The following is a 22,205-nucleotide window of genomic DNA, read 5'->3' as shown; positions in this document are numbered from 1 at the left end:
GAGGACAATCGGGGCTAGGGCGCCGCTCATGCGCGCGCTTGATGACATTGCCGAGGAATATGAGTTCCTCGACGCCGACGACCGTTACCGCCTGCTGATCGATCTTGGCCGCGATCTGGAGCCGATGCCCGACCCGCTCAAGACCGACGCGACACTGGTCCGCGGGTGTTCGGCAAGCGTGTGGGTATACCCCACGGGCGAACCGGACCGGTTGCATTTCCTTGCGGACAGCAACGCCGCGATCACGAAGGGTATCGTCGCGCTCGTGATCGCCGCGGTGCAGGACAAGGCGGCGGCAGAGGTCGCGGGCATGGACATCGCGGCCGCGCTGGCGCCCTTCGATCTCAAGAACCAGCTCAGCTCCAACCGCACCCAGGGTGTGCCGAACATGATTGCGCTGGTGCAGGCGCACGCTGCCCGGCTGGCGGCGGGCTAGCTCCTCCGCAGCAGGCGCGGGGCGGTCTCGGGCATGCGCCACAACACCGGCAAAACGAACACCGCCACCAGCGCGATCAATGCGCCCGGCAGCGGTGCCCATCCGGTCCGCTCGAGCAGCAGCTGCGATACATAGGGCGCAACCCCGCCGAACAGCGCGGTTGCACTGGTGACGCCGAAAGCGAGGCCGCTCAGCCGGCCTTCGCTGGGAAACTGCTCCGCCGTAGCCGACGCGGCGACCGCGCTCACCCCGCCGGCGATCAGCGCGAGCGCAACGGCCCCGGTCAACGCGGCGGAGGCGGAGGCACCCGCCAGCATGCTGAACAGCGTCACTGGCAGCGCCGCGCTCGCCAGCGTGAGCCCGATAAGCACCGGCTTGCGCCCGATCCGGTCAGACAGTGCGCCCACCAGCGGCGTCACCACGATCACCGCCAGCGCCGCCACCGTCGCGAGCCACAGTCCTGCGCTTTCATCCATCGCGCCGACCGACACCAGAAACACCGGCACGTAAGTGATCCCGACATAATACGTGATCGAGCCGAGCGCCGAGACGGCGAAACCGCGCACCATGCCTGGCCGGTGGCGGCGCAGTGCATAGGCCAAGGGTCGCTGCGGCACCGATCCGCGCGCTACCTGCTGCTCGAACTCCGGCGATTCCTCCATGCGCGCCCGGGCTATCAGCACGCTGCCGGCGAGCAGGGCGCCGAACAGGAACGGGACGCGCCAACCCCAGCTCGTCAGCGCGTCGTCAGGCAGCAGACTCACCGTCAGGGCGGAGATGCCCGCCGCCAGCAATGCGCCGATTTCGCTCGACGCCGCGGCCAGCGATGTGATCAGCCCGCGCCGCTCGGGACGTGCGCCTTCGAGCAGGTAGGCGACCACCCCGGTGTATTCGCCGCCCACTGAAAACCCCATCACGCAGCGGATCGCGAGCAGCAGCACGCCGGCAGTCGCGCCGGTCTGCGCGTGGGTGGGCAGCAGGGCCGTCGCGAGCATCGACCCTGTCATCAACGCCATCGAGGCGAGCATCGTCTGCCGCCGGCCATAGCGATCGCCGATGTGACCGAACACCGCCGCGCCGACCGGGCGCATCAGATAGGCGACCGCGAATCCCGCCAGCGTGGTCAGGACCGATAGCTCCGCGTCCGGGAAGAACACCCGCGACAGTACCGTGACCAGGTACAGGTAGAGCGTGAAATCGTACCATTCGACCACCGTCGAAAAGCCGGCGATGATCATCGAAGTGCGGGACATCGGCGCTGCGGGTCGGCCGTCGGCCAGCGGCGCCGGATTCAAGCGCCGGCACTCTCGCGGACAATCGCCACGCCGGCCTCGCGTTGGCGCTTCAGTTCGGCCTTCAGCCGGGTGGGATGGCGCGCGACGATGAACCCGAAGCTCACCCCGCCCTCCTTGCCGATGGTCGCGTGGTGGAGCTTGTGCGCCTGCACCAGCCGCTTGGCATACCCGCTTTTGGGAACCCAGCGGAACCAGCGCTGATGCACCAGGCCGTCATGCACCAGCGTGTAGATCACGCCGTAGATCAGCACGCCGACGCCGATCCAAGTTCCGGGCCACCACGCAGCCTCCCCCATGATCATCGGGCTGCCGAATGCGAACATCGCGATGCTAAGCGCCGCGCCGACCAGCGCGAAGCGGTCGTTCTTTTCGAGAAAGTTGTCGTGCGGTTCGTGATGGTCGCGGTGCCAGCCCCAGCCAAAGCCATGCATGATGTATTTGTGGCTGGCCCACGCGACAAACTCCATGCCCACGACAGCGGCGAGGGTGATAAGGAAGGGCAGCAGCAGCGACATGCCTTTCATGTAGTCGCTGACAAGCGAGAGCGCGACGATTTCTTGCCGCAAGGCCGAGTTCGCATTCTCGTGCCGTTCATATTCACAGGCGCAAATATGAATGCGTCGCCGAATTGATCGGCATACAGAAGGATACTAGCCATGAGGACAAGCACCAAGATTATCCTCGCCGCACTCGCCGGCAGCGCATCGCTTGCAACGGCAATCCCGGCGCAGGCCCAGAGCTACCAGCAGCAGCGCGATCGGTACGACGATCGGTATGACCAGCGCGACGGTCGTTACGATCAGCGCGATGGCCGCTACGATCAGCGCGGTCAAACGCACGCGATCCGCACCCAGATCGATCAGCTGGCGCAGCGCATCCAGCGCATCGACGGCCGGGATCGCATTTCGGAGCGAGAGGCCGCCAGCTTGCGGCGCGCGGTCCAGAACCTGCGCATGCAGTATCGCGATTACAGCCGCAACGGCCTGACCAATCGCGAAGCGCAGATTCTGCAGAGCCGCATCCAGCAGCTCCGTCAGCGTCTGGCATACGAGCGCCGCGATAACGACGGTCGCCGCTGGTAAGATAACGCGTGAACTTCATGAGGCGTCCCACCGGAAGGCGGGGCGCCTCGTGGCGCGTCAGGTCGCCGGGCCGGTGTCCGCATTGGTCGCGGGGAAGAACAGCCGCGAAATCTCGTCGCCGATCCGCGCCGGACGCAATGTGCCGGCATCGACACAGCACCAGCTTGAGCGCACCTCGGCCAGCACGACTTCGCCCCGCTGGATAATCGTGTGATAGAATGCCCGGGCGCCGTGGATTTTCTCAAGAACGGTGCGCGCGACGACGTCATCTTCGAGAAAGGCCGGCCGGCGATAGGTGATCTCGTGCTTCAGCGCGACCCACAACCGCTCCGCCACCGCTTCGGCCGGCGCCAGCTTGTTCCAGTGCGCCAGGACCGCATCCTGCACCCATCCCAGATAGCGGGCGTTGTTCACGTGGCCCATGAAATCGATGTCCGCGGGCAGGATTCGAATCGGGAAGTGGAAAGGGATTGCTGACATAGCTGTAAGTTAAGCGCGGCACGGTTGCTATTCCATGACTATCTCGCATCGCGCGCGTTGCGGCTTGCCGTGTGAGCCGCCAGGCGGCGTGATGCGCCGGCGGACATCTTCAAGCGCGGCGGCAGCCTGCCGCTAAACGCTGGCGCGCAGCAGCGCCAAGTTTTCCCATCTTGCGCCGCCGGGGGGCAGCGGGCCAAGCCCGGCGCATGGCCAGTCGACCGCGAACTCTGTACGAGAAGATTTGGGACGCTCACGTCGTCGAAACGCGCGACGACGGGACCGCCCTGCTCTACGTCGATCGCCATCTGGTGCACGAGGTCACCAGCCCCCAGGCATTCGAAGGCCTGCGCGCGGCGGGCCGACCCGTACGACGGCCGGAGCTGACGCTCGCGGTGCCGGACCACAACCTTCCCACGACCGCCCGGCGGGACGCGACAGGCAACCGGTTGCCGATCGCCGACGCCGAAAGCGCCGCGCAGCTGGCGGCGCTGGAGCGCAACACCGCCGGATTCGGGGTCGCCTACATCGACGCGACCGCGCCAGCGCAAGGTATCGTCCATGTCGTAGGCCCCGAACAGGGGTTCTCGCTGCCCGGCACCACCATCGTCTGCGGCGACAGCCACACCGCTTCGCATGGCGGGGTCGGCGCGCTGGCTTTCGGGATTGGCACCAGCGAGGTCGAGCATGTGCTCGCCACGCAAACCCTCCTGCTGCGCAAGTCGAAGACCATGGAAGTGCGCGTCACTGGGGCGCTGGGCGCTGGGGTGAGCGCCAAGGATCTGATCCTGCACATCATCGGCCGCGTCGGCACCGCCGGAGGGACCGGCCACGTGATCGAGTACCGCGGGGAGGTGTTCGAAACCATGAGTGTCGAAGGCCGGTTGACCGTCTGCAACATGAGCATCGAGGCCGGTGCTCGGGCTGGACTGATCGCACCGGACGATGTCGTGTTCGATTACCTGCGCGGACGGCCTCTCGCCCCGTCCGGCGAAGAGTGGACGCGCGCCGTGTCCTGGTGGCGATCGTTGCGAACCGATGACGGCGCCGCATTCGACAAGGTGGTGGTCATCGACGCCGCCGAGGTCGAGCCGACGGTGACCTGGGGGACCAGCCCGGAAGATGTCGCGCCGATCGGGGGCTCGGTTCCGTTGCCCGAAAGCTTTGCCGACCCCGCCAAGCAGGAAGCCGTGCGCAACAGCCTCGCCTACATGGGGCTCGAGCCGGGACAGACGCTGGCGGAAGTGACGATCGAGAACGTCTTCATCGGCAGTTGCACGAACAGCCGGATCGAGGACTTGCGCGCCGCCGCCGCCGTGCTGCGCGGGCGGCGCAAGGCGTTAGGCGTGAAATGGGCGATCGTGGTGCCCGGGTCCGGGCTGGTCAAGGCGCAGGCCGAAGCCGAGGGTCTCGATCGGGTGTTCACCGACGCAGGCTTCGAATGGCGCGAACCTGGCTGTTCGGCGTGCCTGGCGATGAACCCCGATAAAGTGCCGCCGGGCGAACGGTGCGCCTCCACCAGCAACCGCAACTTCGTCGGCCGGCAAGGACCCGGCGCCCGCACGCATCTTGTATCTCCGGCGATGGCCGCGGCGGCCGCCGTGACCGGCAGGCTAACGGACGTACGCGAGTTGGTCGGCTGACGAACCGCAAGGCCGCATTCCCGCCGATAACGACGCCCGATGCACGGGTGCTCATCCTCGGCAGCCTGCCCGGGGAAGCGTCGCTCGCGGAGCAGCGATACTACGCGCACCCGCGCAACCTGTTCTGGCATTTGATCGGAGGGGTGATCGGGACGGACCTTGTCGGGCTCGACTATGCCGACCGGATCTCCGCTCTCCAGCGCGCGCGGATCGCGCTGTGGGACACGGTCGCCTCGGCCACCCGGGTCGGCAGCCTCGATGCCGCCATTCGCGATGCCGAGCACGCCACGGTGGCAGAACTCGTCGCCGCTCTCCCCGACCTGCGCGCCGTGGCGTTCAACGGGCGCAAGAGCGCCGTCATCGGCCGTCCCCAACTGGTCGGCAGCGGCCTGGCCTTGATCGACCTGGCCTCGTCCTCACCCGCCCACGCTTCCCTGCCACTCGCCGAGAAAGAGCGGCTTTGGGCACGACTAGCCGATTTCCTGGTCTGACCCCTTGCGTGCATCCAGAGCGGGCCGCATGGTTGAACCATGAGCGATAAACTTTCCGGAAAAGCCATCGCAGCGGGCGCGGCCATCGGGTCTGCCGCCATCGCAGCCGCGCTGCTGTATGCCAACAAACGCAAGGAGCGGAAAGCGTCCGACCGGCCTGCGCCCCCTTCGGGCGAACCCCCGGAAACCGATTGATGGATCCATTGCGCGAAGTGACAGGCCGGGCGATCCCGTTCGGTGCCAAGAACGTCGACACCGACGTCATCATTCCCGCGCACTGGCTCAAGACAGTCACCCGCGAAGGGCTCGGGCGCGGCGCGTTCGAAACGGTGCGCGCGCAACCCGGCAACGTGTTCGACCATCCGGAATTCGCGGGCGCGCCGATCCTGATCGCGGGCGACAACTTCGGCTGCGGATCGAGCCGGGAACATGCCGCCTGGGCCCTGCGCGACATGGGCGTGCGCGCAGTGATCGCGCCCAGTTTTTCCGACATTTTTGCCGGCAACGCGTTCAAGAACGGGATCCTCGCGGTCGTCCTGCCGCAAGCCGATGTCGACCGCCTGCTGGAGGTCGCGCGCACCGATCCGGTGGCGATCGACCTGGAACATCAGGTCGTCAGCACTCCTTTTCAGGACCGCTTCGGGTTTGAGATCGACCCTTTCCGCAAGGCTTGTCTTATGGACGGCCTCGACGAGATCGGCCTCACGTTGGCGCGGAACGAAGCCATCGCCACTTACGAACAGAGGCGCGCGCATGACATGCCGTGGCTCGCCCCCAGCCTTACCAAGACTACGGAGAAAGCCGCTTGAAAGCCCTTCGCACGCACGCCGTTGGCGGACCTGACAGCCTGACGCTCGACGAGATCGACGATCCCCAGGCTGGAGCTGGCCAAGTGGTGGTCGCCGTCAAGGCATGCGCGATCAACTTCCCTGACGGTCTGATCATCCGCGACATGTACCAGTTCAAGCCCGAACGCCCGTTCGCCCCGGGCGGCGAGATCGCTGGCGTGGTGGAATCGGTCGGCGAAGGCGTGACCCAGTTCAAGGCCGGTGACCGCGTGTTCGGTGGCATCGGTCATGGCGGGCTGACGGAAAAGATCGCGGTCGACGCCAAGCGGCTGTTCCCGGTGCCCGAAGGCGTGCCGCTGGAAAAAGCCGCGTCGCTGATGATGACGTACGGCACGACCATCCACGGCCTGAAGGACCGGGCTCACATCAAGCCGGGCGACGTGATGCTCGTGCTGGGCGCGGCCGGCGGTGTCGGTCTCTCTGCGGTCGAACTGGGCAAGGCGTTCGGCGCAAAAGTCATCGCCGCGGTCTCCAGCGAGGAGAAAGGCGAAGTCGCCCGCCGCGCAGGCGCCGACGACGTGGTCGTCTATCCCAAGGATCAGATGGACAAGGATGCTTCCAAGGATCTCGCGAACCGTTTCAAGGCCGCGTGCGGGCCCGATGGCGCCAACATCGTGTACGACATTGTCGGCGGCCAGTATTCCGAACCGGCGCTGCGCTCGATCGCCTGGGAGGGCAAGTTCCTGGTGGTGGGCTTCCCCGCCGGGATCGCCAAGATGCCGCTCAACCTCACCCTGCTGAAAAGCTGCGACATCTGCGGCGTGTTCTGGGGCGCGTTCACCGCGCGCGAGCCGGAAAAGTTTCACGCGCAGGCGGACGAGCTGTTCGAATTGCTCAAGGCCGGCAAGATCGACCCGCTGATCTCAGAGACGTTCCCGCTCGAGCGGGGCGGCGAAGCGATCGCCAAGCTCGAAAACCGCGAGGCCGTCGGCAAGCTGGTGGTGACGATGGGCTAGTCTTGGCCGGCCAGCAGCCGTATGGCCGGCGGGAAAGCTACTCGAGAGGCGACAATGACCGATTTCAGTGACCGTCAGCGCGGCGAAGAACGCAAGTTCGTGATGGACGAGGAAACGACGTTCCGGGTCAACGCGCGCCGGAACCGTCTCCTCGGTCATTGGGCGGCTGAGAAGATGGGTCTCACCGCCGAGGAAACCGATGCCTATGCCAAGGCGGTGGTCCAGGCCGATTTCGAGGAAGCGGGCGACGAGGATGTGATCCGCAAGGTCCTGGGCGATCTCACGGGCGCGGGCTGCGAAGTCGACGAGGCCGAAGTACGCGCGGCGCTTGATGAGAAGAGTGTCGAAGCCCGCCGCCAACTCATGAGCGAAAGCTGATCGCATGGCGATGGCAGCGGCCGAGATCGAGGCGCTGATCCGCGCCGCCCTGCCCGATGCGCAGATCGAAATCCGCGATCTGGCGGGCGACGGCGATCACTATGCCGCGCACGTGGTCTCATCCGCGTTTGCCGGTAAGACGCGGATTGCTCAGCATAAACTGGTGTACGAGGCGCTCGGCGGGCGCATGGGCGGAGAGCTCCACGCCTTGCAACTGACCACCGCCGCTCCCAACTGAGAGTCCAGGTTTTCTCCAGTTTAAAAGGGTTCGGCCATGTCCGACGTCAATCAGCGCATCAGCGATATCGTTCATAGCAACGACGTGGTCCTTTTCATGAAGGGCACGCCGCTGTTCCCTCAATGCGGCTTCTCCAGCCGCGCAATCGCCATTCTCGACCACTGCGGGGCGCAATACGAAAGCGTCGATGTCCTGCAGGACATGGAGATCCGCCAGGGGATCAAGGGCTACAGCGAATGGCCGACCATTCCGCAGCTTTACGTTGGCGGTGAGTTTCTTGGCGGAAGCGACATCATGATGGAAATGTACGAGGCGGGCGAGCTTCAGCGACTGCTCGCCGAGCGCGGCACGGCTCAGGCCGGCTAGACCGCGACCTCCGGTAAAAGAAAGAACCCGTCCGGCTGGGTAGGCCGGACGGGTTTTCTTTTGCGTTCTGGGTTCTGGGTGGCCGGGAGGAAGAGCCGGGAGACAAAAGGCTCTTCCTCCGCACGAAGACCGTTGGGGTAACGGTTACTCTGCACGAGCCGTGCCAATCCTGCGAACCTGCGCAAATCCGGCAGGTTCGAAGGTTAATTGCCTTAACCGCTTGGGCCGGATGTAAAGTTTCCCGACATCCGCGTGGATCGCGATAGGGCTTGGCAACAAACCGGCGGCTCGCCACAACCGGGCAATGGATAGCGACCAGCAGCCCGCCTCGATCCCCGCCGCGACCGTGATCGTATTCCGTCGCTCTCCGGACGGTGGCGCACCGCAAATCCTGATGATCACGCGCCACCGGGCCATGACCTTCGCCGGCGGCATGGCGGTATTCCCGGGCGGACGGGTCGATCCCGCCGATTACGATCTCGCCGCGTCGCTCGACTGCGCATTCGATGCCGAAGAAGTCGCACACCGGATCGCAGCGGTGCGCGAAACGCTCGAGGAAACCGGGCTGGTCGTCGGCATCACCCAATGTCCATCCGCCAGCGAAGCGGCGGCGGCGCGCAAGCTGCTGCTGGAAGGCGGTGCGCTCGCGCCGGTGCTGGAAGCAATGGGGTGGACGCTCGATCTGGATGCAATCATCCCGTTCGCCCGCTGGCACCCGAAAAACGAGCGACTGCCGCGCATTTTCGACACCCGCTTTTACCTGGCCGATCTCGGCACCGGGGCGGTGGACCTGGAGATCGACGCGACGGAGAACACGCATCTTTTCTGGACTGGTGCCGCCGATGCACTGACAGCCGCCGAGCACGGCGAGATCGCGCTGATCTTTCCCACGCGCCGCAATCTGGAACGGCTGGCAGAGTTCGCTTCATTCGAAGACGCTCGCGCCCAGGCCGAGGCTGTCCCGGTCAAGACGATCACCCCCTGGATCGCGGAGCGTGATGGCGAGAACTGGCTGATGATCGACGACGACGCCGGTTATCCGATCACGGGAGAGCCGCTGACGTCGGTTGCGCGCGGCTGATGAACGCGCGGAGATCGGGCCGGCTGGACTAACCCAGCGTCATCGCCTCGCGGAATTCGGCATCGCGATCGAGCATCCTACCCGTCCCGACGTTCATGCGCCGGAGCACGGCAGCATCGCGTTCGTACCGGTCCTTCCGGAAGACCGGCCCTCCTGAGTCCGCTCCGACGGTCAAGTACGTGATGTAAACCGGGACCGGCTGATCGAGCTCGACCTGCTCCTCCCGCCTGGGCGATGCGCCCTGCGGCATTTCGCCGTGCAGCCAACGGGCCAGGCGGCGCGCATCTTCCACCCGCACGCAGCCGTTGCTCACCCACCGCTCCTCTTCATTGAACAGCGCCTTGTTCGGTGTGTCGTGCAGATAGATGCCAAACTGGTTCGGCATCATGAACTTGATCTCGCCCATTGAGTTTGCTCCGCCCGGAAGCTGCCGTACCCGGATCTTGACGTCGCCGCGCGCCACGCCCTCCCAATCCACCGATCGCGGATCGCCAACCGGCGCATCATCGGACCAGCCATCGAGCACCTCGTAACCCCGGTCGGACAGATACGTGAGCCCGCCTTTCAGCACGTTCGGAGCGATCAACCTTTGCGCGAGTTCCAGCGGCACGTTCCAGTATGGATTGACGCTGGAGAACCGCAGCGGGGCTGCCATCATTGGCGTCTCCGTATCTGGAGAGCCGACCACGACTTTCATGCTGTCCACCGGACGGCCGTTCTCATACATCCACAAGCGCGCCGATCCGGCATCGACCAGCACGTATCGTCCGCTGCTGGCGGCAGTCGGGAGCCGCCGGGCGCGCTCCATGTTCAACTGGATCAGGGCTTCATAATAAACGGCGCCCTTGTTGAGGGACTCGATGGTCTGCGCGCTGACCTTGCCGTCAGCCACCAGGCCATGTGCCTTCTGGTATTCGGAAATGCGGCTTGAAAGCGCCGCGTCGAACCGCCCCGCGCGGGACAGGCCCAGCCGCTCCCGCAAGGCCGAGACTCGGGGGTCCGTCGAGCCGGCCGACATGGCCGGACCTGTGTTGATGCGGACCTGCGGCAGTTGGCTCCACTTGCTCCGGTACTGGTCCAGCTGCTTTTGCAGATCGGCGTACAGCGGATGAACTGGGGCAAGCGGGTCGAGCGGGGCATCGCTCCACCCTTCGACCTCATCGTCCCGCTGGCGCCGCGCCAGTTCCGGCTCGGGCGGCATCGCGTCTGCGTCGATCAGGGTCATGTCCAGCCCGGATTGGCGGCTCGGCGGCACATCGATCCGCTCGATCTGCGCAGATGCCGGCGCTGCTGTCAGCATCACGGCTGCAGCCAGTGACCCCATCACGCGCAGCATTGTATCAATCTCCCAGTTGCTCAGGCACCTGATACAGGGTCGCACATGTACCCCAAGCGAACGCCGGCATCATCGGGCTCGCGTCGCGCCCTTACCGCGACGCATCAAGAGGTCGCGTCAGTCCCTGCTACCTGCATGGCCAGCAAGGCGTCGAATGCTTTCGCGACGTTCTCCAGGGTGTACGGTTTCTGCAGGATGGGCCGATGGGCATGCCGATCGGGAAGCTGCGCCTGGTCCCCGTACCCGGTGGCGAAAAAGAACGGGATGCCGCGATCGGCCAGTGCGTCCGCCACCGGCAGGCTCGTCCCCTCGCCAAGATTGATGTCCAGCATGCCGATCGTGGGCGCCGTACGGTCGAGTAACTCCAGTGCATTGGCCGCATTGGCGGCGGTGAGCACGGCCTCAGCTCCGAGCCGGTCAAGGATGTCCTCTGCATCGTAGGCGATGATCAGGCTGTCCTCGACAAGGATCACCGAATGGCCCGCCAGGATGTGGAGTGGTGGCGGCACGGGATGGCCGATCGCCGGACGCGGGTACTTGATGACCGGCATGTGATCCGCAGAGGATTCGCTGACGTGCCGGGACGGAATGCAGAAATGCGCCCGCACCCCCTCCGCCGGATAATCGATGGATGCGCGCCCGCCCAGATCATACGGGACCGAGCGATTGATGATGGTCGTGCCGAAGCCCTGTCGGCTGGGCTGTTTCACCCGCGGACCGTTCTGTTCGACCCAGTCGACTAACAAATCGCCGTCCGGGCTGCGGCGCCACGAGATGTCGACGATCCCATCGGTCGACAGGCTCCCGTACTTCGACGAATTGGTCACCAGTTCGTGGATCACCAAGGCCATCGTGGAATACGCTTGCGGGTTCAGCAGCACGTACCCGCCACTGGTGGTGATCCGATCGGGCCGATCGGACAGGAAGGCGGCCGCCTCGGCGTCAATCAGAGCTTGGATCGGAGCAGGGCCCCAATGATCGTCAGTGATCTGGTTGTGCGCCCGTGCGAGCGCGTGAATGCGGCCGTCGACCGTCTCCACAAACGCGGAGACATCGCCATCATGCTGCTTGGATTGCCGGACCAGACCGCGGATCACACCGAGGATGTTCCGGACCCGGTGATTGAGCTCGGCAATCAACAGCTCCTGCCGCTCGTTGGCTTGCTTGCGCTGGACCGTTGCCTCGTCGGCCATTCGCAGCACGACCTCGATCAAGGTGGTGCGCAAGGTTTCCGCGACCCGCAGTTCGGACGACGTGAACGGCTTGGAGTGGCCCTGGACCGTTTCCTTCCATTCGGCGAAGCTCTCTCGCGGCGTCAGTCGCGGTCCGTTGGGCCCGTATTCGACCGGCTTATGCGGATCGCCGCCCCAGCTGACCGATCGGACCAACTCCTCGCGAAACAGCAGCACGTAGTTGCGCATGGTGCGCGACAGCGGGATCGCGAGCATGCCGGCGGCCTTGTGCGCGAAATGCTCGGCACCCGGCATGATCGACGCGAGGTGATCGGTCGCCACCACGTCGCTGTTGGCGGTGGCGGTCAGGTGGCCGATGATCTGGCGAAACTCTTCGGGACTGGGGGTCTGCCCCGACATCGCGGCGGTTCCGTTCATCCAGACGCCCACGCCGTCGGCCGGGATCGCGCTCGTCAGGATGTCACTCAACCAGTCGGGATCGTTGAGCAGCGATTCATCGGACGCGACCGCGCCCAGGAGCTGGTCCGACAGGTCGCGGGCGTGCCTTTCGAACTGCACCACCTCGCGGTGTTCGCGCACCTCCAGGCCCAGTGAGAACATCTGCGCGAAGAGTTCGCACACCGAACGCCGTTTGAAGGACGGCGAGGTCGGGGAATAATGGTGGCAGGCGAACAGGCCCCACAATTCGCCGTCCACGATGATCGAGATCGACATCGATGCAGCGACGCCCATGTTCTTCAGGTATTCGATGTGGATTGGCGAAACGGATCGCAGGATCGACAGCGAAAGGTCCAGGGGATTGCCGTCATTGTCCAGTGCGGGAACGATCGGCACCGGCTCGGCCTCGACGTCGCTGATCACGCGCAGCAGGTTGCGCTTGTAAAGCTCCCGCGCCTGCGCGGGGATGTCGCTGGCAGGATAGTGCAGGCCCTTGAAACTGCCGATATCTGGGCCGCACGCCTCGGCCGCCACTTCGCCTGATCCATCGGGCGAAAAGCGATACACCATGACCCGGTCATACCCGGTCAGGCTGCGGATGAGACGCGCACTCGTGCCAAGGTATTCCATCATCGTGCCGGTGCCTTGCAGCCGGGCGACCATCGACCGGACGATGCTCGTCGCATCGCTGTCGTGATCGGCTGTCGGCTCCGCTTCGACCACGATTTCGGTGTTCGACACGTGCACCGCCAGGTCGAACCGCGCGCCGTTTGCGAACAGGTCGATGCCGAAAATCCGCTCGAGCGAATCCTCCCCGATCAGCATCGCGACCCGGTTGCGCAGCGAGTGCACCGCCTCGCTGGAGAACACCTGGTCCAGCGGCATTCCCACCGGCTGCGGGGGCGGTGCAGGGAAGAATGCGTCAAGGTTCGCCGAGGCGCGCGTGATCGTCCAGTCGGGAGCAAGCGCCAGCAGAAAGCCGATCGGCTGGATGCCGCCCAGAAGGTGGATCGGTTCCCGATCGCAGTTCGTCAGATCGACCGCTGTTTGCGGATCAGGCAAGTTCTGGTTCCTCATTCTGCTGGGCCGCACGCTCGAAACAGCGAAAGCAGTCTTTTGCGGCGCTGGCAGCAGCCTCAAGTTCAGTCGGAGACACAAGGTTCCTGTTCAGCAAGCTCAAAAGACGGGGCCAGGCCGCTGGCGGACCCGCCGCGTCCAGAAATCGTCGGGGCGCCCCGCGATACAACTGCCTGGCCAGCAGCTTGCCTCCCAGCCGCGATCCTTCGAGCACGTAAGCGGCGCCCAGCATCTCCGGTGGCCGCTCCAGGCGGCGGTCCCAGTCGGATACCGGGGCTCGCACGCCGAGCTCGGTCAGGTCGGCGAGCAGGAGGTCGCGGCGGCTGCGCGCCGGCCAGTCGTCGATCCACCGTTCGACGCCGCTGCGGTCGAGTTCTGCCTCTATGCTGCAGTAAGCGGCGCCTTGCGCCAACAGAAACGATGCATAGCCGGCGGGCGTATCCAGCCTGAACTGCGAATACAGGAGGTCGACGCGAGCGTGCTCCGCCCGGGTCAGCTCCCGAAGTGGTGACTTCAAATGCGACTCCCTGGACGCAGCGCGACCAGTTGTTGAACTTTAGTTATATGTGCGGGTCGCGAGGAGGCCAACCCGAAAGTAAGACCGCTCCCACCGAGGCGAATGGCCGCGATGTGAACCACTCGTTGCGCTGGCGCGCCCGGCAGGACTCGAACCTGCAACTCCAAGCTTAGAAGGCTCGTGCTCTATCCAGTTGAACTACGGGCGCGCGCCGGGGCCGCATAGCCTGCTTTTCGCCGCGGACAAATCGCGATAATCCGCGGCATGGACCAACCGGTTACCCGCATCGAGGGCGACGCCGCAGCGCCGCGTCACTTCCGCTACTATGATCTGATCATGGCGGCGTTCGTTGCCATCCTGCTGCTGTCGAACATCATCGGCGCGGCCAAGCCCAGTTATGTGACCCTGCCCGGCGGGACGGAGTGGTCGTTCGGCGCCGGGGTGCTGTTCTTCCCCATCAGCTACATCATCGGGGACGTCCTGACCGAGGTGTACGGCTATGCCCGGGCTAGGCGGGTGATCTGGACCGGGTTTGCCGCACTGGCGTTCATGGCGTTCATGGCCGCGGTCGTCGTTGCATTGCCGCCTGCCGCAGGCTGGCCCGGGCAACCGGCGTATGAATTCGTGTTCGGCAACTCCTGGCGGATCGTCGCGGCGTCGATGATCGCGTTCTGGGTGGGGGAATTCGCCAACAGCTTCGTGCTCGCCCGCATGAAGGTGATGACCGGGGGCAAGCACCTGTGGATGCGCACGATCGGGTCCACCGTGGTTGGCCAGGGCCTCGACAGCCTGATCTTCTATCCGCTGGCGTTTTATGGCCTGACCGGGTGGCCGCCCGAGCAACTGATGCAGGTGGTCCTGTCACAGTGGGCCATCAAGACCGCGTGGGAGGCGGCGCTGACCCCGGTGACCTATGTGGTGGTCGGCGCGCTGAAGCGCCGCGAGGGTGCCGAGGTGTTCGACACCGCGACCGACTTTTCGCCGTTCGGCCGCAGCAGCAGATAGGAAAAGGGCCGGACGTTTCCGCCCGGCCCTTCCTCCCCCCGAGAACGCAAGTCGCGTTAGAAGTTGAACCCGGCCGCGATGCCGTAGCGGCGCGGTTCAAGCGTGAAGATGTTGGTGTAGAGACCCGACGACTGGTCGGTCAGGTATAGGCCCGTGGTCGCGTTGCTGTCGAAGATGTTCTGCACGAAACCGCGCACATACCAGCGATCGTCCACTCCGTTGAGCTGCACCTGCGCGTTCGCCTGGACGTAGCTTCGCACCTTGTTGACCCGGCCGTTGAAGATATTGCCGAAGCTTTCCCCGGTGTAGGTCACGTCCGCCCGGGGAACCAGGGTCATCCCGCTGTTCATCCGGATGGTGTGCTGGATGCCCATCGACGCCTTGAAGTTGGGCGCCTGGGGCAGACTGTTGCCCTTTATGCTGACCGGTACGCCGCCGCCGTAAACGGTGATCGCACCGCCTGTACCAGCCGCGGCGGCTTCCAGCGCAGCGCAGCTGCTGAAGGCGCCGCTTCCTGCACCGACGTTCGCATCGGCCGGGAACGGAGTGGGACCCCGCAGCCCGTTGGCGGCAGTCAGTCCGCGCGAGGCATTGATGCCGTTGTTCACGCTTGTGACGAAGCCGTCGGCGAACGCCTGTCCGCCGACGTTGGCCACCACGGCGCAGTTGAACGCCTGTCCGATGTCCTTGATGATCACCGAGTTCGGCAGCCCGCCCGACGGATCGCGCTGATTGATGAACAGGGTATCGTCGGTGACCTTGGTCTTCAGGTAGCTGAAACCCAGGTTGACGAGGGTGTCGGGCCCCGGCCGAATGACGGCTTCCGCCTCTGCACCGTAGATATCGGCATTGATGTTGTCGTTGATCGACGTGCGGGCAAGAATGCGGCTGAGCTGCAACCCCTTGTACTTGTAATAGAACCCGGTGAGGTTCAGCTGCATTGCGCCGTTGGCGAACGTATTCTTCGACCCCACTTCGAACGCGTTGACGATTTCCGGATCGAACGATTCCGTCACCCCCGGGATCGAGAACTGCAAGGCTGGGTTGATGCCCCCGGACTTGTAGCCGCGCGAATACGACGCATAGATCAGATTATCGGGCGTGACCTGGAAGTCGAGCACCGCCCGCCCGGTGAACTCGTCGAAGCTGACGTCCCGAATGCGCAGTTGCTGCGCGCCCGGCAGTCCCGTGGCCCCGGTGTCGGCATCGAAGCTGCCGGCGAACGGGGAATCGAAGATGTCGGTCGTGGTGCTGTACGGCACCAGGAACGACGCGAGCGTCGAGTTCGATTCGTCGTGCTTCTTGTCGTTGTTGTAGCGGATACCGGCGGTGAGCTTGAGCCGGTCCGAGATGTCGACGTACGCTTCACCGAAGATGCCGTACGATTTCAGCTTGAACCGCTCCAGGTGGTTGCGGAAGTACGGCGAGCCCAGGTACGATGGCGGCAGGCCGTTGCTCAGTGCAGTGAAAGTGCCGAACAGGGACGCGAAATAGTCGATCGCGAATGCGTTGACGTAATAATCGCCGTTCGTGATCTCGTTCTGCGCGTAGATCGCGCCCAGCAGGAAATTGAACGGTCCGTCGAAGTCCGAACTGATGATCGCTTCCGCCGACCACGATTGGCTGCGTCCGTTCGACCTGTCGAATGCAAGCGGACCGTCGCCGCAGACGCTGTCGCCGCCGAACGCTCCGAGGCCATTGGCGTTGGTGTTCGACGTGCAGAGCTGCCCGCCCGGTCCATTGGGGATCAGGGCCGCAGCGATGGGCGCGAAATAGGCAGCGGTGCCCGGCAGGCCCGGAATGCCGTTCGCGGCCAGGAATGCGAGAGAGTTCAGCCCGGGCTGGATCGTCGTTCGCCCGGACACGTCGAGGTTGTAGTCCTGCCGGGATTCGATGCGGACCTTCTGGTAGATGCCGGTCAGTCCCAAATTGATGTCGCCGAACGACTGCTCGATGTGGGCCTGTGCCTGGATTTCGTCGGTGAAATATTCCGGGGTAAAATCGGTGTTGACCGTGCGCACGTCTCTCGGCTCGACCGCGGTGGCGTTGCCATCGGGGCCATAGAGACTGCCCACCCCCAGTCCGAGCAACGGACTGATCCCATTGAGCGCGAACACCTCGCGCGAACCCAGAACGGCCGGGAAGGTGGAGTTGCCGTTGACCTTGGCCGCGTCGCGCCGATTGTTCAGGCATCCCAGAACCCCGGTTGGATCGCGCTGGCAGAGCTGCTTCTGGATGCGCAGCCGGTCGTCACTTTCCCGGAAGTAATAACCCATCAGGTCGACCGTGGTATTCGGGCCCGGTTCCCACCGGATCGATCCACGCACCGCGTACATGTCGCGCCCGTCGATGTCGGAGTTGTCGAACAGGTTCTTCGTGTAGCCGTCGCGCTTGAGGTAGAACCCCGCGACGCGCACGCCGAGCGTTTCGCCAACGGGGACGTTGATCATCCCCTTGGCCTTGATCGAATTGAAGTTGCCGTATTCGCCTTCGGCCTTGCCCTGAAACTCTGCCAGGTTGGGCTTGGCGGTCACGAAGTTGACCACGCCCGAGGTCGCGTTGCGCCCGAACAGAGTGCCCTGCGGCCCGCGCAGCACCTCGACCCGCTCGAGATCGAAATATTCGGTTTCGAACAGGCGGGTGCCGAACAGCGGCGAACCGTTGATGTGAATGCCGGTGGCGCTGTCGCAGCTGTTGCCGACGCATAGATCGCCCACACCGCGAATGGTAAAGCTCGATCCGGTGAAGTTGCCCTTGGAGAAGGTGACGTTCGGCAGGGTCAGCTGCAAGTCCGACGCGTTGTCGATCTGCTGCGCCTCGAGGGCCTCGGCAGTGAACGCACTGACTGCGATCGGAACATTCTGGAGGGCTTGCGCGCGGCGCTGCGCGGTCACGACGATGACGTTGCCGGACTCGATCGGCCCGGCGCGTTCGGTCTGATCGGGCGGACTTTCGGGTGACACGTCTTGCGCAGCAGCCGGAAAGGCGACGCACGACGCACAGATTCCCGCCAGCAGGGTTGCTTTGACCCTCATAGTTCCTCTCCTCTGAATGGCCGTCTAGGCGCGGCTCTCTTCGGGAGCGAAGCTAATGCAATTTCCGACGTGCTGGCAATAGGCTACATGCGCGGCAGACAAACGCCCTGTTGACGAAACATTGTTGCCCATTTCCGCGAGAGGTCGCAGAGCCTTTCTGAGGCGATCCTGTTCGCACGGAGTGCGTCAAACCAGCGCGGCGCTTTGTGCGATCGCCGTGATACCCCGCCGCCCGGACGCATCCCGTCCCAGCTGGACGATGATGTCGATTACGCTGGCGGCGTAGGCGATCGTGTCGCTGCGGGTGAGGCCGATGCCGGTCTGCATGACCATCAGCGCCAGCTGGTCCAGCGCGCCGCGCAGGCTGTTGGCGTGGATGGTGGAAAAGCTACCCGGATGGCCGGTATTGATCGCGCGCAGGAAGCTGACGCTCTCCGCACCGCGCAATTCGCCCAGCACGATCCGGTCGGGACGCAGCCGCAGCGCAGCCTGCAGCAGTTCGTTGGCGGTGACCTTGGCCTCGCCGAGTTCCCCCTTCACCGCCACCAGGCCGACGCCGTTGTCGCCGGGCAGCTTCAGCTCCGGCGTATCCTCGACCAGGATCACTCGCTGGTCGCGCGGAATCTCGCCGAGCATGGCGTTGAGGAAAGTAGTCTTGCCGGTGCTGGTGCCGCCGGAGATCAGGATCGTCTGCCGCTGCGCGATGGCGGCGCGCAGGAATGCGATCGGCTCTGCCTGCGGGTCCGGCAGCGAGGCAGTCGCCGAACCGGTGAGCGGACCCGCGTCGTAGGCGTCCAACGGCAGGTCCAGCCGCCGATGGCGCCGGATCGCCATCACCCAGTGCTTGCGCGAGGCGGGCGGCCCGCAAAACTGGACTCGCGCGCCATCGGGCAATGTCGCGCCCAGCAACGGATGCTCGCGGTTGATGCCCTGGTGGCTGACGCGCGCGACCTGCTCGGCGAGGCGCTGGACCAGCCGATCGTCGATCTCGGGCGCGGCGATCCGCTGCATTCCGCCGAGCGTCGCATCCTCGATCCACACTTCGCCCGGCCGGTTGACCAGGATCTCGGTGACGGAATCGCGCGCCAACCACTGTGCGAACGGCGCGAGGTAGGCGTCGAGATAGACGCTTCGTTCGCCAACGGGCGCCACGCCGGGCAAGGGGTGGACGTCGGCGGTCATCGCGCGCGCACTACTTGACCGCCGCTACCTGGCTGAAATCCAGGTCGCGGGCGGTGAACACGCGGATCGGTTCGCCCTGGCGCACGCGCACGGTCGGCGCGATCTGCCCGTCCTGCTGCAGCGCGGTGCTGGCCGCGCTCGTTCCGCCGCCGAGCACTACCGACGCGCCGCCGGTGGCGAGGCCCCCGATGACCGACAGCAACATGGCCGATCCAAAGCGCTTGAAGAAGTGGCTGTTCACCGTACCCGCCAGCCCCGTGGTGCCGTCGAAACCCACCGCGGGAGAGGCCAGATTGACCGAAGCACCGTCGGGCCGGATCAGCCGCGTCCAGATGACGTAAGCCCGCTTCTGCCCGCCTTGCAGACCGGACTGATACTGGCCGATCAAGCGGCTGGAGCGCGGGACCAGCACGCGGGTGCCGTCGAAGCTGCGGACGTCCTGGCTCACCACCGCCCGCACGAAGCCCGGCACATCGGTATTGATCGCGGTCTCCAATACCGCAGGGATCAGGGTGCCTTGCGTGACGGTCGTCTGCGGATTGACCATGGCCTTGGCCTGAGCGGTCCCTCCCCCGACCCCGCCGACCCTGCTGGCGAAATCGTTGGCGTTGCCCGTGACGGCATCCGGATTGGCGCCTGCCGGGCCGGAGCCCGGTTCACCCATGCCTGGCGCCAGATTGCCGGCATCGAACACCACCGTCGGATTGGCAAAAGGATTGGTCACCGGCACCTGTGCGACACCTGGAGAGTATCCCGGCATCGATGACAGGACCGGTTGCGGCGCGGGGTCGGGCCGCGGCATGCCGACCGGCTGCGGCTGACCGGGCTGCTGCATGGTCGTCACAGCCTGGGGCGGAAGCATCATCGTCTGGGGCTGAGAAGCCTGCTGGCTACCGACGCCGTTCTGCGGCTGCTCCGTCCGGGCGGCATTCATCGACCACAAGGTCACGGCGCCGAGCAATCCGATCACCGCGACCCCTACGGCGAGCCCCAACCCGTCGGACTTGCCCTTGCGCTGCGTAACCGCGGGAAACGCATTGCGGCTGGCAAGATCGATGATCTCGGCGGTCTCGCCCTCGCGCGGGTCAAGGTCGTTGGCGATGGTTTCGCCCGGCTTCTTGGCCGGCAGCCGCATGGCGAGGCGCATTACCGGTTCTCCCTCAGGGTGCTGTTGTCGCTGCGGGCGAGCGAAGTCTGCGGCGCGGAGGCCACCGGCCCGCCGTTCACCAGCGTTGCCGCCTGCTTGCCCGACCGCAGAACGATTTCGCGCGGCACGCCGTCCACCACGATTACATCCCCGCGCACGGTGAAGTTCACCGGCCCTTCGGTGCCGTTGGCATCCTTGATCAGAATCGCCGGAACCGGGCTTCCCGACGGCCATGCGAGGAAGGTCGCCGTACCATCGTCATAGGTGCGCGACGGCAGCAGCTTGCGGTCGCCCTTCCCGGCCCAGGCAAAATTGAGCGCGGCCGGATCGGTAACCACCTGCGGCGCCGCCGCGGCACCCATTTCTTCTGCCGTTGGCGCGTCGGCGGCGGCCAGTTGCGCGGCGGCGTCCGCCTTCGGCTCTTCGGGATAAGTGAATCGCAGCACGTACAGCGGCTTGGCCGAGGCGCTGGCGACCAGATCGAACAGATAGGTGCGGCGATCGGTCACCACCGTCATGTTGGTGCTAGCGGTCGTCGCCAGCGGCTTCACGAACAACAGGTTGGCCCGCTTGTTCGGAGTAACCTGCCACGCCTGCGAATCGCCGATGGCGACGTTCTCGATGTGCTCGTCCTCACCAAACTGGATCGTCGCCTGGACCTTGGTGCGCCCGTCGATCCGCACGACCTGACCTGCGTCGTAGAACCTCTCCACGATGCGGGAATCGTCCGCCAGTGCGCCGGCCGAGGTTGCCGTCAGGACGAGCGCGAAAGCTGCGCGGATCATTTCACTTTCTCCGAATAGCGGGTCGGGTGCCGGGGCGGCGGCGCGCGGAACCGGCTGCCGATCCCGCGAACCCGCGACGGCGCCTCCCCCGTGACCGCACCGATCTGAGCAGAGCCTGAAGCAACCTCGCGCGTGATCACCCGCGTGTCCCGGCCCTGGGTGTGCGCGGCGGGCGAGGCATCGTTCGCCGCCGGAGCGACGGCAAACGACGACAGGGGGATGCGCCGATCTGCAGCGGGTGTGGCGGGGGACGCGGCAGGCGTCGGGGCGGCGGCCAGCGGCGGCACCGCGGACACGCCATACGACGGAGCGGACCGCCCCTCTCCCGCGCCGCCTTCCGGCACCAGGCCGAACACCCGCCAGCCAGACACCATCGTGCCGGTGACCTTGAGCACCATCACCATCAGCGCCATGTGAACCGAGCCGACGAGGAAAAACGCGACCGCTGCCTGGGGGTCGACCTGCCCCGGGGTCTGCACCAGCGCGGCGAGCACCGGCACCGCCAGTTCCAGCATCACGCTGCCTCCCAGCACCGCGAACAGCGGGACCAGCGCCAGCATCACCAGCCCCTTGAGCCAGCCGGTGAACAGCCCGCGCGTGCCCTGGAACAGCGCCAGCACCACGAAGATGGGCCCCACCGCGACCAGCACCGCCAGCGCGATGCGCGCGGTGACCAGCACGCCGACGGTGCCGAGCAGGAACAGCATCGCGCCCAGCCACATCATGCCTTCGGGCGAAAACGCGCCGACGTCCTTGCCTTCGGTCTGCGGACTTGCCTGCTGCAACGCCTGGAACACGACGTCGATCTTCTGCGCAAACACCTGTGTCGCCGAACCCGGGCTGCCGGTAATCACTCCGGCGATCCAGTCAGGCCCGCCAACGGTCAGGTTCAAAACCAGCGTGCTATAGGCAACCCAACTGGTCACCAGCGTCAACACCGCGCCCATGGTCATCATGCGCGGAGTCAGTGACCGGACGCTGAGATTCGCGCGACCCAGCAAAAGGTTGATGCCAAACCAGGCAACGAACAGCCCGAGCAGGATGGTGAGCACCGTCACCATTGCTCCGCCGGGCGCGAACAGTCGGCCAAAGGCGGCCGTCATGGTTTCGCCGGCAACGCAATCGACCGCCCGCAGCGCGGCCGCCACGCCATTGCCGAGCTCCTGCGCGGCGGCATCACAGGCCACGCTCATCCGCCG

The 22,205-nt window shown here is 65.4% G+C and carries 23 protein-coding genes and 1 tRNA gene; 12 read left to right on the top strand and 12 right to left on the bottom strand.

All coding sequences use genetic code 11. The features are described 5' to 3' along the window. Positions 1–28 precede the first annotated feature (28 nt). Complete coding sequence (locus C0V74_RS10470; RefSeq protein WP_143251713.1) at positions 29–436, top strand: SufE family protein; 408 nt, start codon at positions 29–31, stop codon at positions 434–436. On the opposite strand, the gene C0V74_RS10465 is transcribed toward C0V74_RS10470, so the two are convergent. Beyond that, positions 433–1,689: an MFS transporter gene (locus tag C0V74_RS10465; RefSeq protein WP_246844840.1), complete on the bottom strand. Its 1,257-nt coding sequence runs from the start codon at positions 1,687–1,689 to the stop codon at positions 433–435. The genes C0V74_RS10470 and C0V74_RS10465 overlap by 4 nt on opposite strands. Before the next feature lie 38 nt (positions 1,690–1,727). Further along, positions 1,728–2,246, bottom strand: a complete 519-nt coding sequence (locus C0V74_RS10460; RefSeq protein ID WP_143252271.1) for a sterol desaturase family protein — start codon at positions 2,244–2,246, stop codon at positions 1,728–1,730. A gap of 141 nt (positions 2,247–2,387) precedes the next feature. Between C0V74_RS10460 and C0V74_RS10455 the strand changes: the two genes are divergently transcribed. Next, a complete protein-coding gene (locus tag C0V74_RS10455; RefSeq protein WP_143251712.1) occupies positions 2,388–2,813 on the top strand; it encodes a hypothetical protein in 426 nt (141 codons plus the stop codon). Between the two features lie 57 nt (positions 2,814–2,870). On the opposite strand, the gene C0V74_RS10450 is transcribed toward C0V74_RS10455, so the two are convergent. Next, complete coding sequence (locus tag C0V74_RS10450; protein ID WP_143251711.1) at positions 2,871–3,293, bottom strand: thioesterase family protein; 423 nt, start codon at positions 3,291–3,293, stop codon at positions 2,871–2,873. Between the two features lie 206 nt (positions 3,294–3,499). Between C0V74_RS10450 and leuC the strand changes: the two genes are divergently transcribed. From leuC to C0V74_RS10405, 9 genes are all read left to right on the top strand, one after another. Then, the gene (leuC, locus tag C0V74_RS10445; protein ID WP_143251710.1) at positions 3,500–4,933 is read left to right on the top strand and encodes a 3-isopropylmalate dehydratase large subunit; all 1,434 of its coding nucleotides are present in this window, start codon (positions 3,500–3,502) and stop codon (positions 4,931–4,933) included. Further along, positions 4,864–5,424 carry a DNA-deoxyinosine glycosylase gene (locus C0V74_RS10440; RefSeq protein ID WP_349236031.1) on the top strand — a complete coding sequence of 187 codons (561 nt, stop codon included), beginning with the start codon at positions 4,864–4,866 and terminating at the stop codon, positions 5,422–5,424. Before leuC ends, C0V74_RS10440 begins: the two co-directional genes overlap by 70 nt. Before the next feature lie 39 nt (positions 5,425–5,463). Next, positions 5,464–5,619: an isopropylmalate isomerase gene (locus C0V74_RS10435; protein ID WP_131626214.1), complete on the top strand. Its 156-nt coding sequence runs from the start codon at positions 5,464–5,466 to the stop codon at positions 5,617–5,619. Next, positions 5,619–6,233, top strand: coding sequence for a 3-isopropylmalate dehydratase small subunit (gene leuD / locus C0V74_RS10430; protein ID WP_143251709.1), 615 nt, complete (start codon positions 5,619–5,621; stop codon positions 6,231–6,233). The genes C0V74_RS10435 and leuD overlap by 1 nt, the downstream gene beginning before the upstream one ends. Beyond that, complete coding sequence (locus C0V74_RS10425; protein ID WP_143251708.1) at positions 6,230–7,228, top strand: NADPH:quinone oxidoreductase family protein; 999 nt, start codon at positions 6,230–6,232, stop codon at positions 7,226–7,228. The genes leuD and C0V74_RS10425 overlap by 4 nt, the downstream gene beginning before the upstream one ends. Positions 7,229–7,282: 54 nt before the next feature. Then, positions 7,283–7,606 carry a DUF1476 domain-containing protein gene (locus tag C0V74_RS10420; protein WP_131626217.1) on the top strand — a complete coding sequence of 108 codons (324 nt, stop codon included), beginning with the start codon at positions 7,283–7,285 and terminating at the stop codon, positions 7,604–7,606. A gap of 4 nt (positions 7,607–7,610) precedes the next feature. Further along, positions 7,611–7,844 carry a BolA/IbaG family iron-sulfur metabolism protein gene (locus tag C0V74_RS10415; RefSeq protein WP_131626218.1) on the top strand — a complete coding sequence of 78 codons (234 nt, stop codon included), beginning with the start codon at positions 7,611–7,613 and terminating at the stop codon, positions 7,842–7,844. A gap of 36 nt (positions 7,845–7,880) precedes the next feature. After that, complete coding sequence (gene grxD, locus C0V74_RS10410) at positions 7,881–8,210, top strand: Grx4 family monothiol glutaredoxin (RefSeq protein ID WP_143251707.1); 330 nt, start codon at positions 7,881–7,883, stop codon at positions 8,208–8,210. 304 nt (positions 8,211–8,514) lie between these two features. Further along, positions 8,515–9,291, top strand: coding sequence for an NUDIX domain-containing protein (locus C0V74_RS10405; RefSeq protein WP_143251706.1), 777 nt, complete (start codon positions 8,515–8,517; stop codon positions 9,289–9,291). Between the two features lie 28 nt (positions 9,292–9,319). Here the strand turns inward: C0V74_RS10405 and C0V74_RS10400 are convergent, their stop codons facing one another. From C0V74_RS10400 to C0V74_RS10385, 4 genes are all read right to left on the bottom strand, one after another. After that, the gene (locus C0V74_RS10400; RefSeq protein WP_143251705.1) at positions 9,320–10,627 is read right to left on the bottom strand and encodes a L,D-transpeptidase family protein; all 1,308 of its coding nucleotides are present in this window, start codon (positions 10,625–10,627) and stop codon (positions 9,320–9,322) included. 104 nt (positions 10,628–10,731) lie between these two features. Then, the gene (locus C0V74_RS10395) at positions 10,732–13,335 is read right to left on the bottom strand and encodes an HWE histidine kinase domain-containing protein (protein WP_143251704.1); all 2,604 of its coding nucleotides are present in this window, start codon (positions 13,333–13,335) and stop codon (positions 10,732–10,734) included. Further along, positions 13,313–13,747 carry a biliverdin-producing heme oxygenase gene (locus C0V74_RS10390; RefSeq protein ID WP_143251703.1) on the bottom strand — a complete coding sequence of 145 codons (435 nt, stop codon included), beginning with the start codon at positions 13,745–13,747 and terminating at the stop codon, positions 13,313–13,315. Before C0V74_RS10390 ends, C0V74_RS10395 begins: the two co-directional genes overlap by 23 nt. Before the next feature lie 236 nt (positions 13,748–13,983). After that, positions 13,984–14,060, bottom strand: a tRNA-Arg gene (locus C0V74_RS10385). A gap of 56 nt (positions 14,061–14,116) precedes the next feature. Here C0V74_RS10385 and C0V74_RS10380 point away from each other — a divergent pair. After that, a complete protein-coding gene (locus C0V74_RS10380; protein WP_143251702.1) occupies positions 14,117–14,857 on the top strand; it encodes a queuosine precursor transporter in 741 nt (246 codons plus the stop codon). Between the two features lie 56 nt (positions 14,858–14,913). Here C0V74_RS10380 and C0V74_RS10375 read toward each other — a convergent pair whose 3' ends face one another. The 5 genes from C0V74_RS10375 to C0V74_RS10355 all read right to left on the bottom strand — a co-directional run bounded on the left by C0V74_RS10375 (position 14,914) and on the right by C0V74_RS10355 (position 22,199). Continuing rightward, positions 14,914–17,892: a TonB-dependent receptor gene (locus C0V74_RS10375; protein WP_143251701.1), complete on the bottom strand. Its 2,979-nt coding sequence runs from the start codon at positions 17,890–17,892 to the stop codon at positions 14,914–14,916. 186 nt (positions 17,893–18,078) lie between these two features. Then, the gene (gene virB11 / locus C0V74_RS10370; RefSeq protein WP_143251700.1) at positions 18,079–19,074 is read right to left on the bottom strand and encodes a P-type DNA transfer ATPase VirB11; all 996 of its coding nucleotides are present in this window, start codon (positions 19,072–19,074) and stop codon (positions 18,079–18,081) included. Positions 19,075–19,084: 10 nt separating this feature from the next. Further along, positions 19,085–20,221 carry a TrbI/VirB10 family protein gene (locus tag C0V74_RS10365; RefSeq protein WP_246844838.1) on the bottom strand — a complete coding sequence of 379 codons (1,137 nt, stop codon included), beginning with the start codon at positions 20,219–20,221 and terminating at the stop codon, positions 19,085–19,087. Beyond that, on the bottom strand, positions 20,221–21,006 hold the full coding sequence (locus tag C0V74_RS10360; RefSeq protein WP_143251699.1) for a TrbG/VirB9 family P-type conjugative transfer protein: 786 nt from the start codon (positions 21,004–21,006) through the stop codon (positions 20,221–20,223). The genes C0V74_RS10365 and C0V74_RS10360 overlap by 1 nt, the downstream gene beginning before the upstream one ends. Beyond that, positions 21,003–22,199 (bottom strand): type IV secretion system protein, encoded by a 1,197-nt coding sequence (locus tag C0V74_RS10355; protein WP_143251698.1) that lies wholly within the window; start codon positions 22,197–22,199, stop codon positions 21,003–21,005. The genes C0V74_RS10360 and C0V74_RS10355 overlap by 4 nt, the downstream gene beginning before the upstream one ends. Positions 22,200–22,205: the final 6 nt, after the last annotated feature.

The organism is Altererythrobacter sp. TH136 (assembly GCF_007065885.1).
Classification (GTDB): domain Bacteria; phylum Pseudomonadota; class Alphaproteobacteria; order Sphingomonadales; family Sphingomonadaceae; genus Tsuneonella.
Note: the sequence above shows the minus strand (reverse complement) of the source record. Positions and strands in the feature narration are given on the sequence as shown.

Excerpts from the sequence above, each read along its gene's own strand:
- C0V74_RS10405 (WP_143251706.1), top strand. The coding sequence starts at position 8,515 with ATGGATAGCGACCAGCAGCCCGCCTCGATCCCCGCCGCGACCGTGATC.
- C0V74_RS10375 (WP_143251701.1), bottom strand. The coding sequence starts at position 17,892 with ATGAGGGTCAAAGCAACCCTGCTGGCGGGAATCTGTGCGTCGTGCGTC.
- C0V74_RS10395 (WP_143251704.1), bottom strand. The coding sequence starts at position 13,335 with ATGAGGAACCAGAACTTGCCTGATCCGCAAACAGCGGTCGATCTGACG.
- C0V74_RS10360 (WP_143251699.1), bottom strand. The coding sequence starts at position 21,006 with ATGATCCGCGCAGCTTTCGCGCTCGTCCTGACGGCAACCTCGGCCGGC.
- leuC (WP_143251710.1), top strand. The coding sequence starts at position 3,500 with ATGGCCAGTCGACCGCGAACTCTGTACGAGAAGATTTGGGACGCTCAC.
- C0V74_RS10380 (WP_143251702.1), top strand. The coding sequence starts at position 14,117 with ATGGACCAACCGGTTACCCGCATCGAGGGCGACGCCGCAGCGCCGCGT.
- C0V74_RS10420 (WP_131626217.1), top strand. The coding sequence starts at position 7,283 with ATGACCGATTTCAGTGACCGTCAGCGCGGCGAAGAACGCAAGTTCGTG.
- C0V74_RS10415 (WP_131626218.1), top strand. The coding sequence starts at position 7,611 with ATGGCGATGGCAGCGGCCGAGATCGAGGCGCTGATCCGCGCCGCCCTG.
- C0V74_RS10450 (WP_143251711.1), bottom strand. The coding sequence starts at position 3,293 with ATGTCAGCAATCCCTTTCCACTTCCCGATTCGAATCCTGCCCGCGGAC.
- C0V74_RS10400 (WP_143251705.1), bottom strand. The coding sequence starts at position 10,627 with ATGCTGCGCGTGATGGGGTCACTGGCTGCAGCCGTGATGCTGACAGCA.
- C0V74_RS10365 (WP_246844838.1), bottom strand. The coding sequence starts at position 20,221 with ATGCGCCTCGCCATGCGGCTGCCGGCCAAGAAGCCGGGCGAAACCATC.
- C0V74_RS10470 (WP_143251713.1), top strand. The coding sequence starts at position 29 with ATGCGCGCGCTTGATGACATTGCCGAGGAATATGAGTTCCTCGACGCC.
- grxD (WP_143251707.1), top strand. The coding sequence starts at position 7,881 with ATGTCCGACGTCAATCAGCGCATCAGCGATATCGTTCATAGCAACGAC.
- C0V74_RS10460 (WP_143252271.1), bottom strand. The coding sequence starts at position 2,246 with ATGTCGCTGCTGCTGCCCTTCCTTATCACCCTCGCCGCTGTCGTGGGC.
- C0V74_RS10355 (WP_143251698.1), bottom strand. The coding sequence starts at position 22,199 with ATGAGCGTGGCCTGTGATGCCGCCGCGCAGGAGCTCGGCAATGGCGTG.
- C0V74_RS10455 (WP_143251712.1), top strand. The coding sequence starts at position 2,388 with ATGAGGACAAGCACCAAGATTATCCTCGCCGCACTCGCCGGCAGCGCA.
- leuD (WP_143251709.1), top strand. The coding sequence starts at position 5,619 with ATGGATCCATTGCGCGAAGTGACAGGCCGGGCGATCCCGTTCGGTGCC.
- C0V74_RS10435 (WP_131626214.1), top strand. The coding sequence starts at position 5,464 with ATGAGCGATAAACTTTCCGGAAAAGCCATCGCAGCGGGCGCGGCCATC.
- C0V74_RS10465 (WP_246844840.1), bottom strand. The coding sequence starts at position 1,689 with ATGTCCCGCACTTCGATGATCATCGCCGGCTTTTCGACGGTGGTCGAA.
- virB11 (WP_143251700.1), bottom strand. The coding sequence starts at position 19,074 with ATGACCGCCGACGTCCACCCCTTGCCCGGCGTGGCGCCCGTTGGCGAA.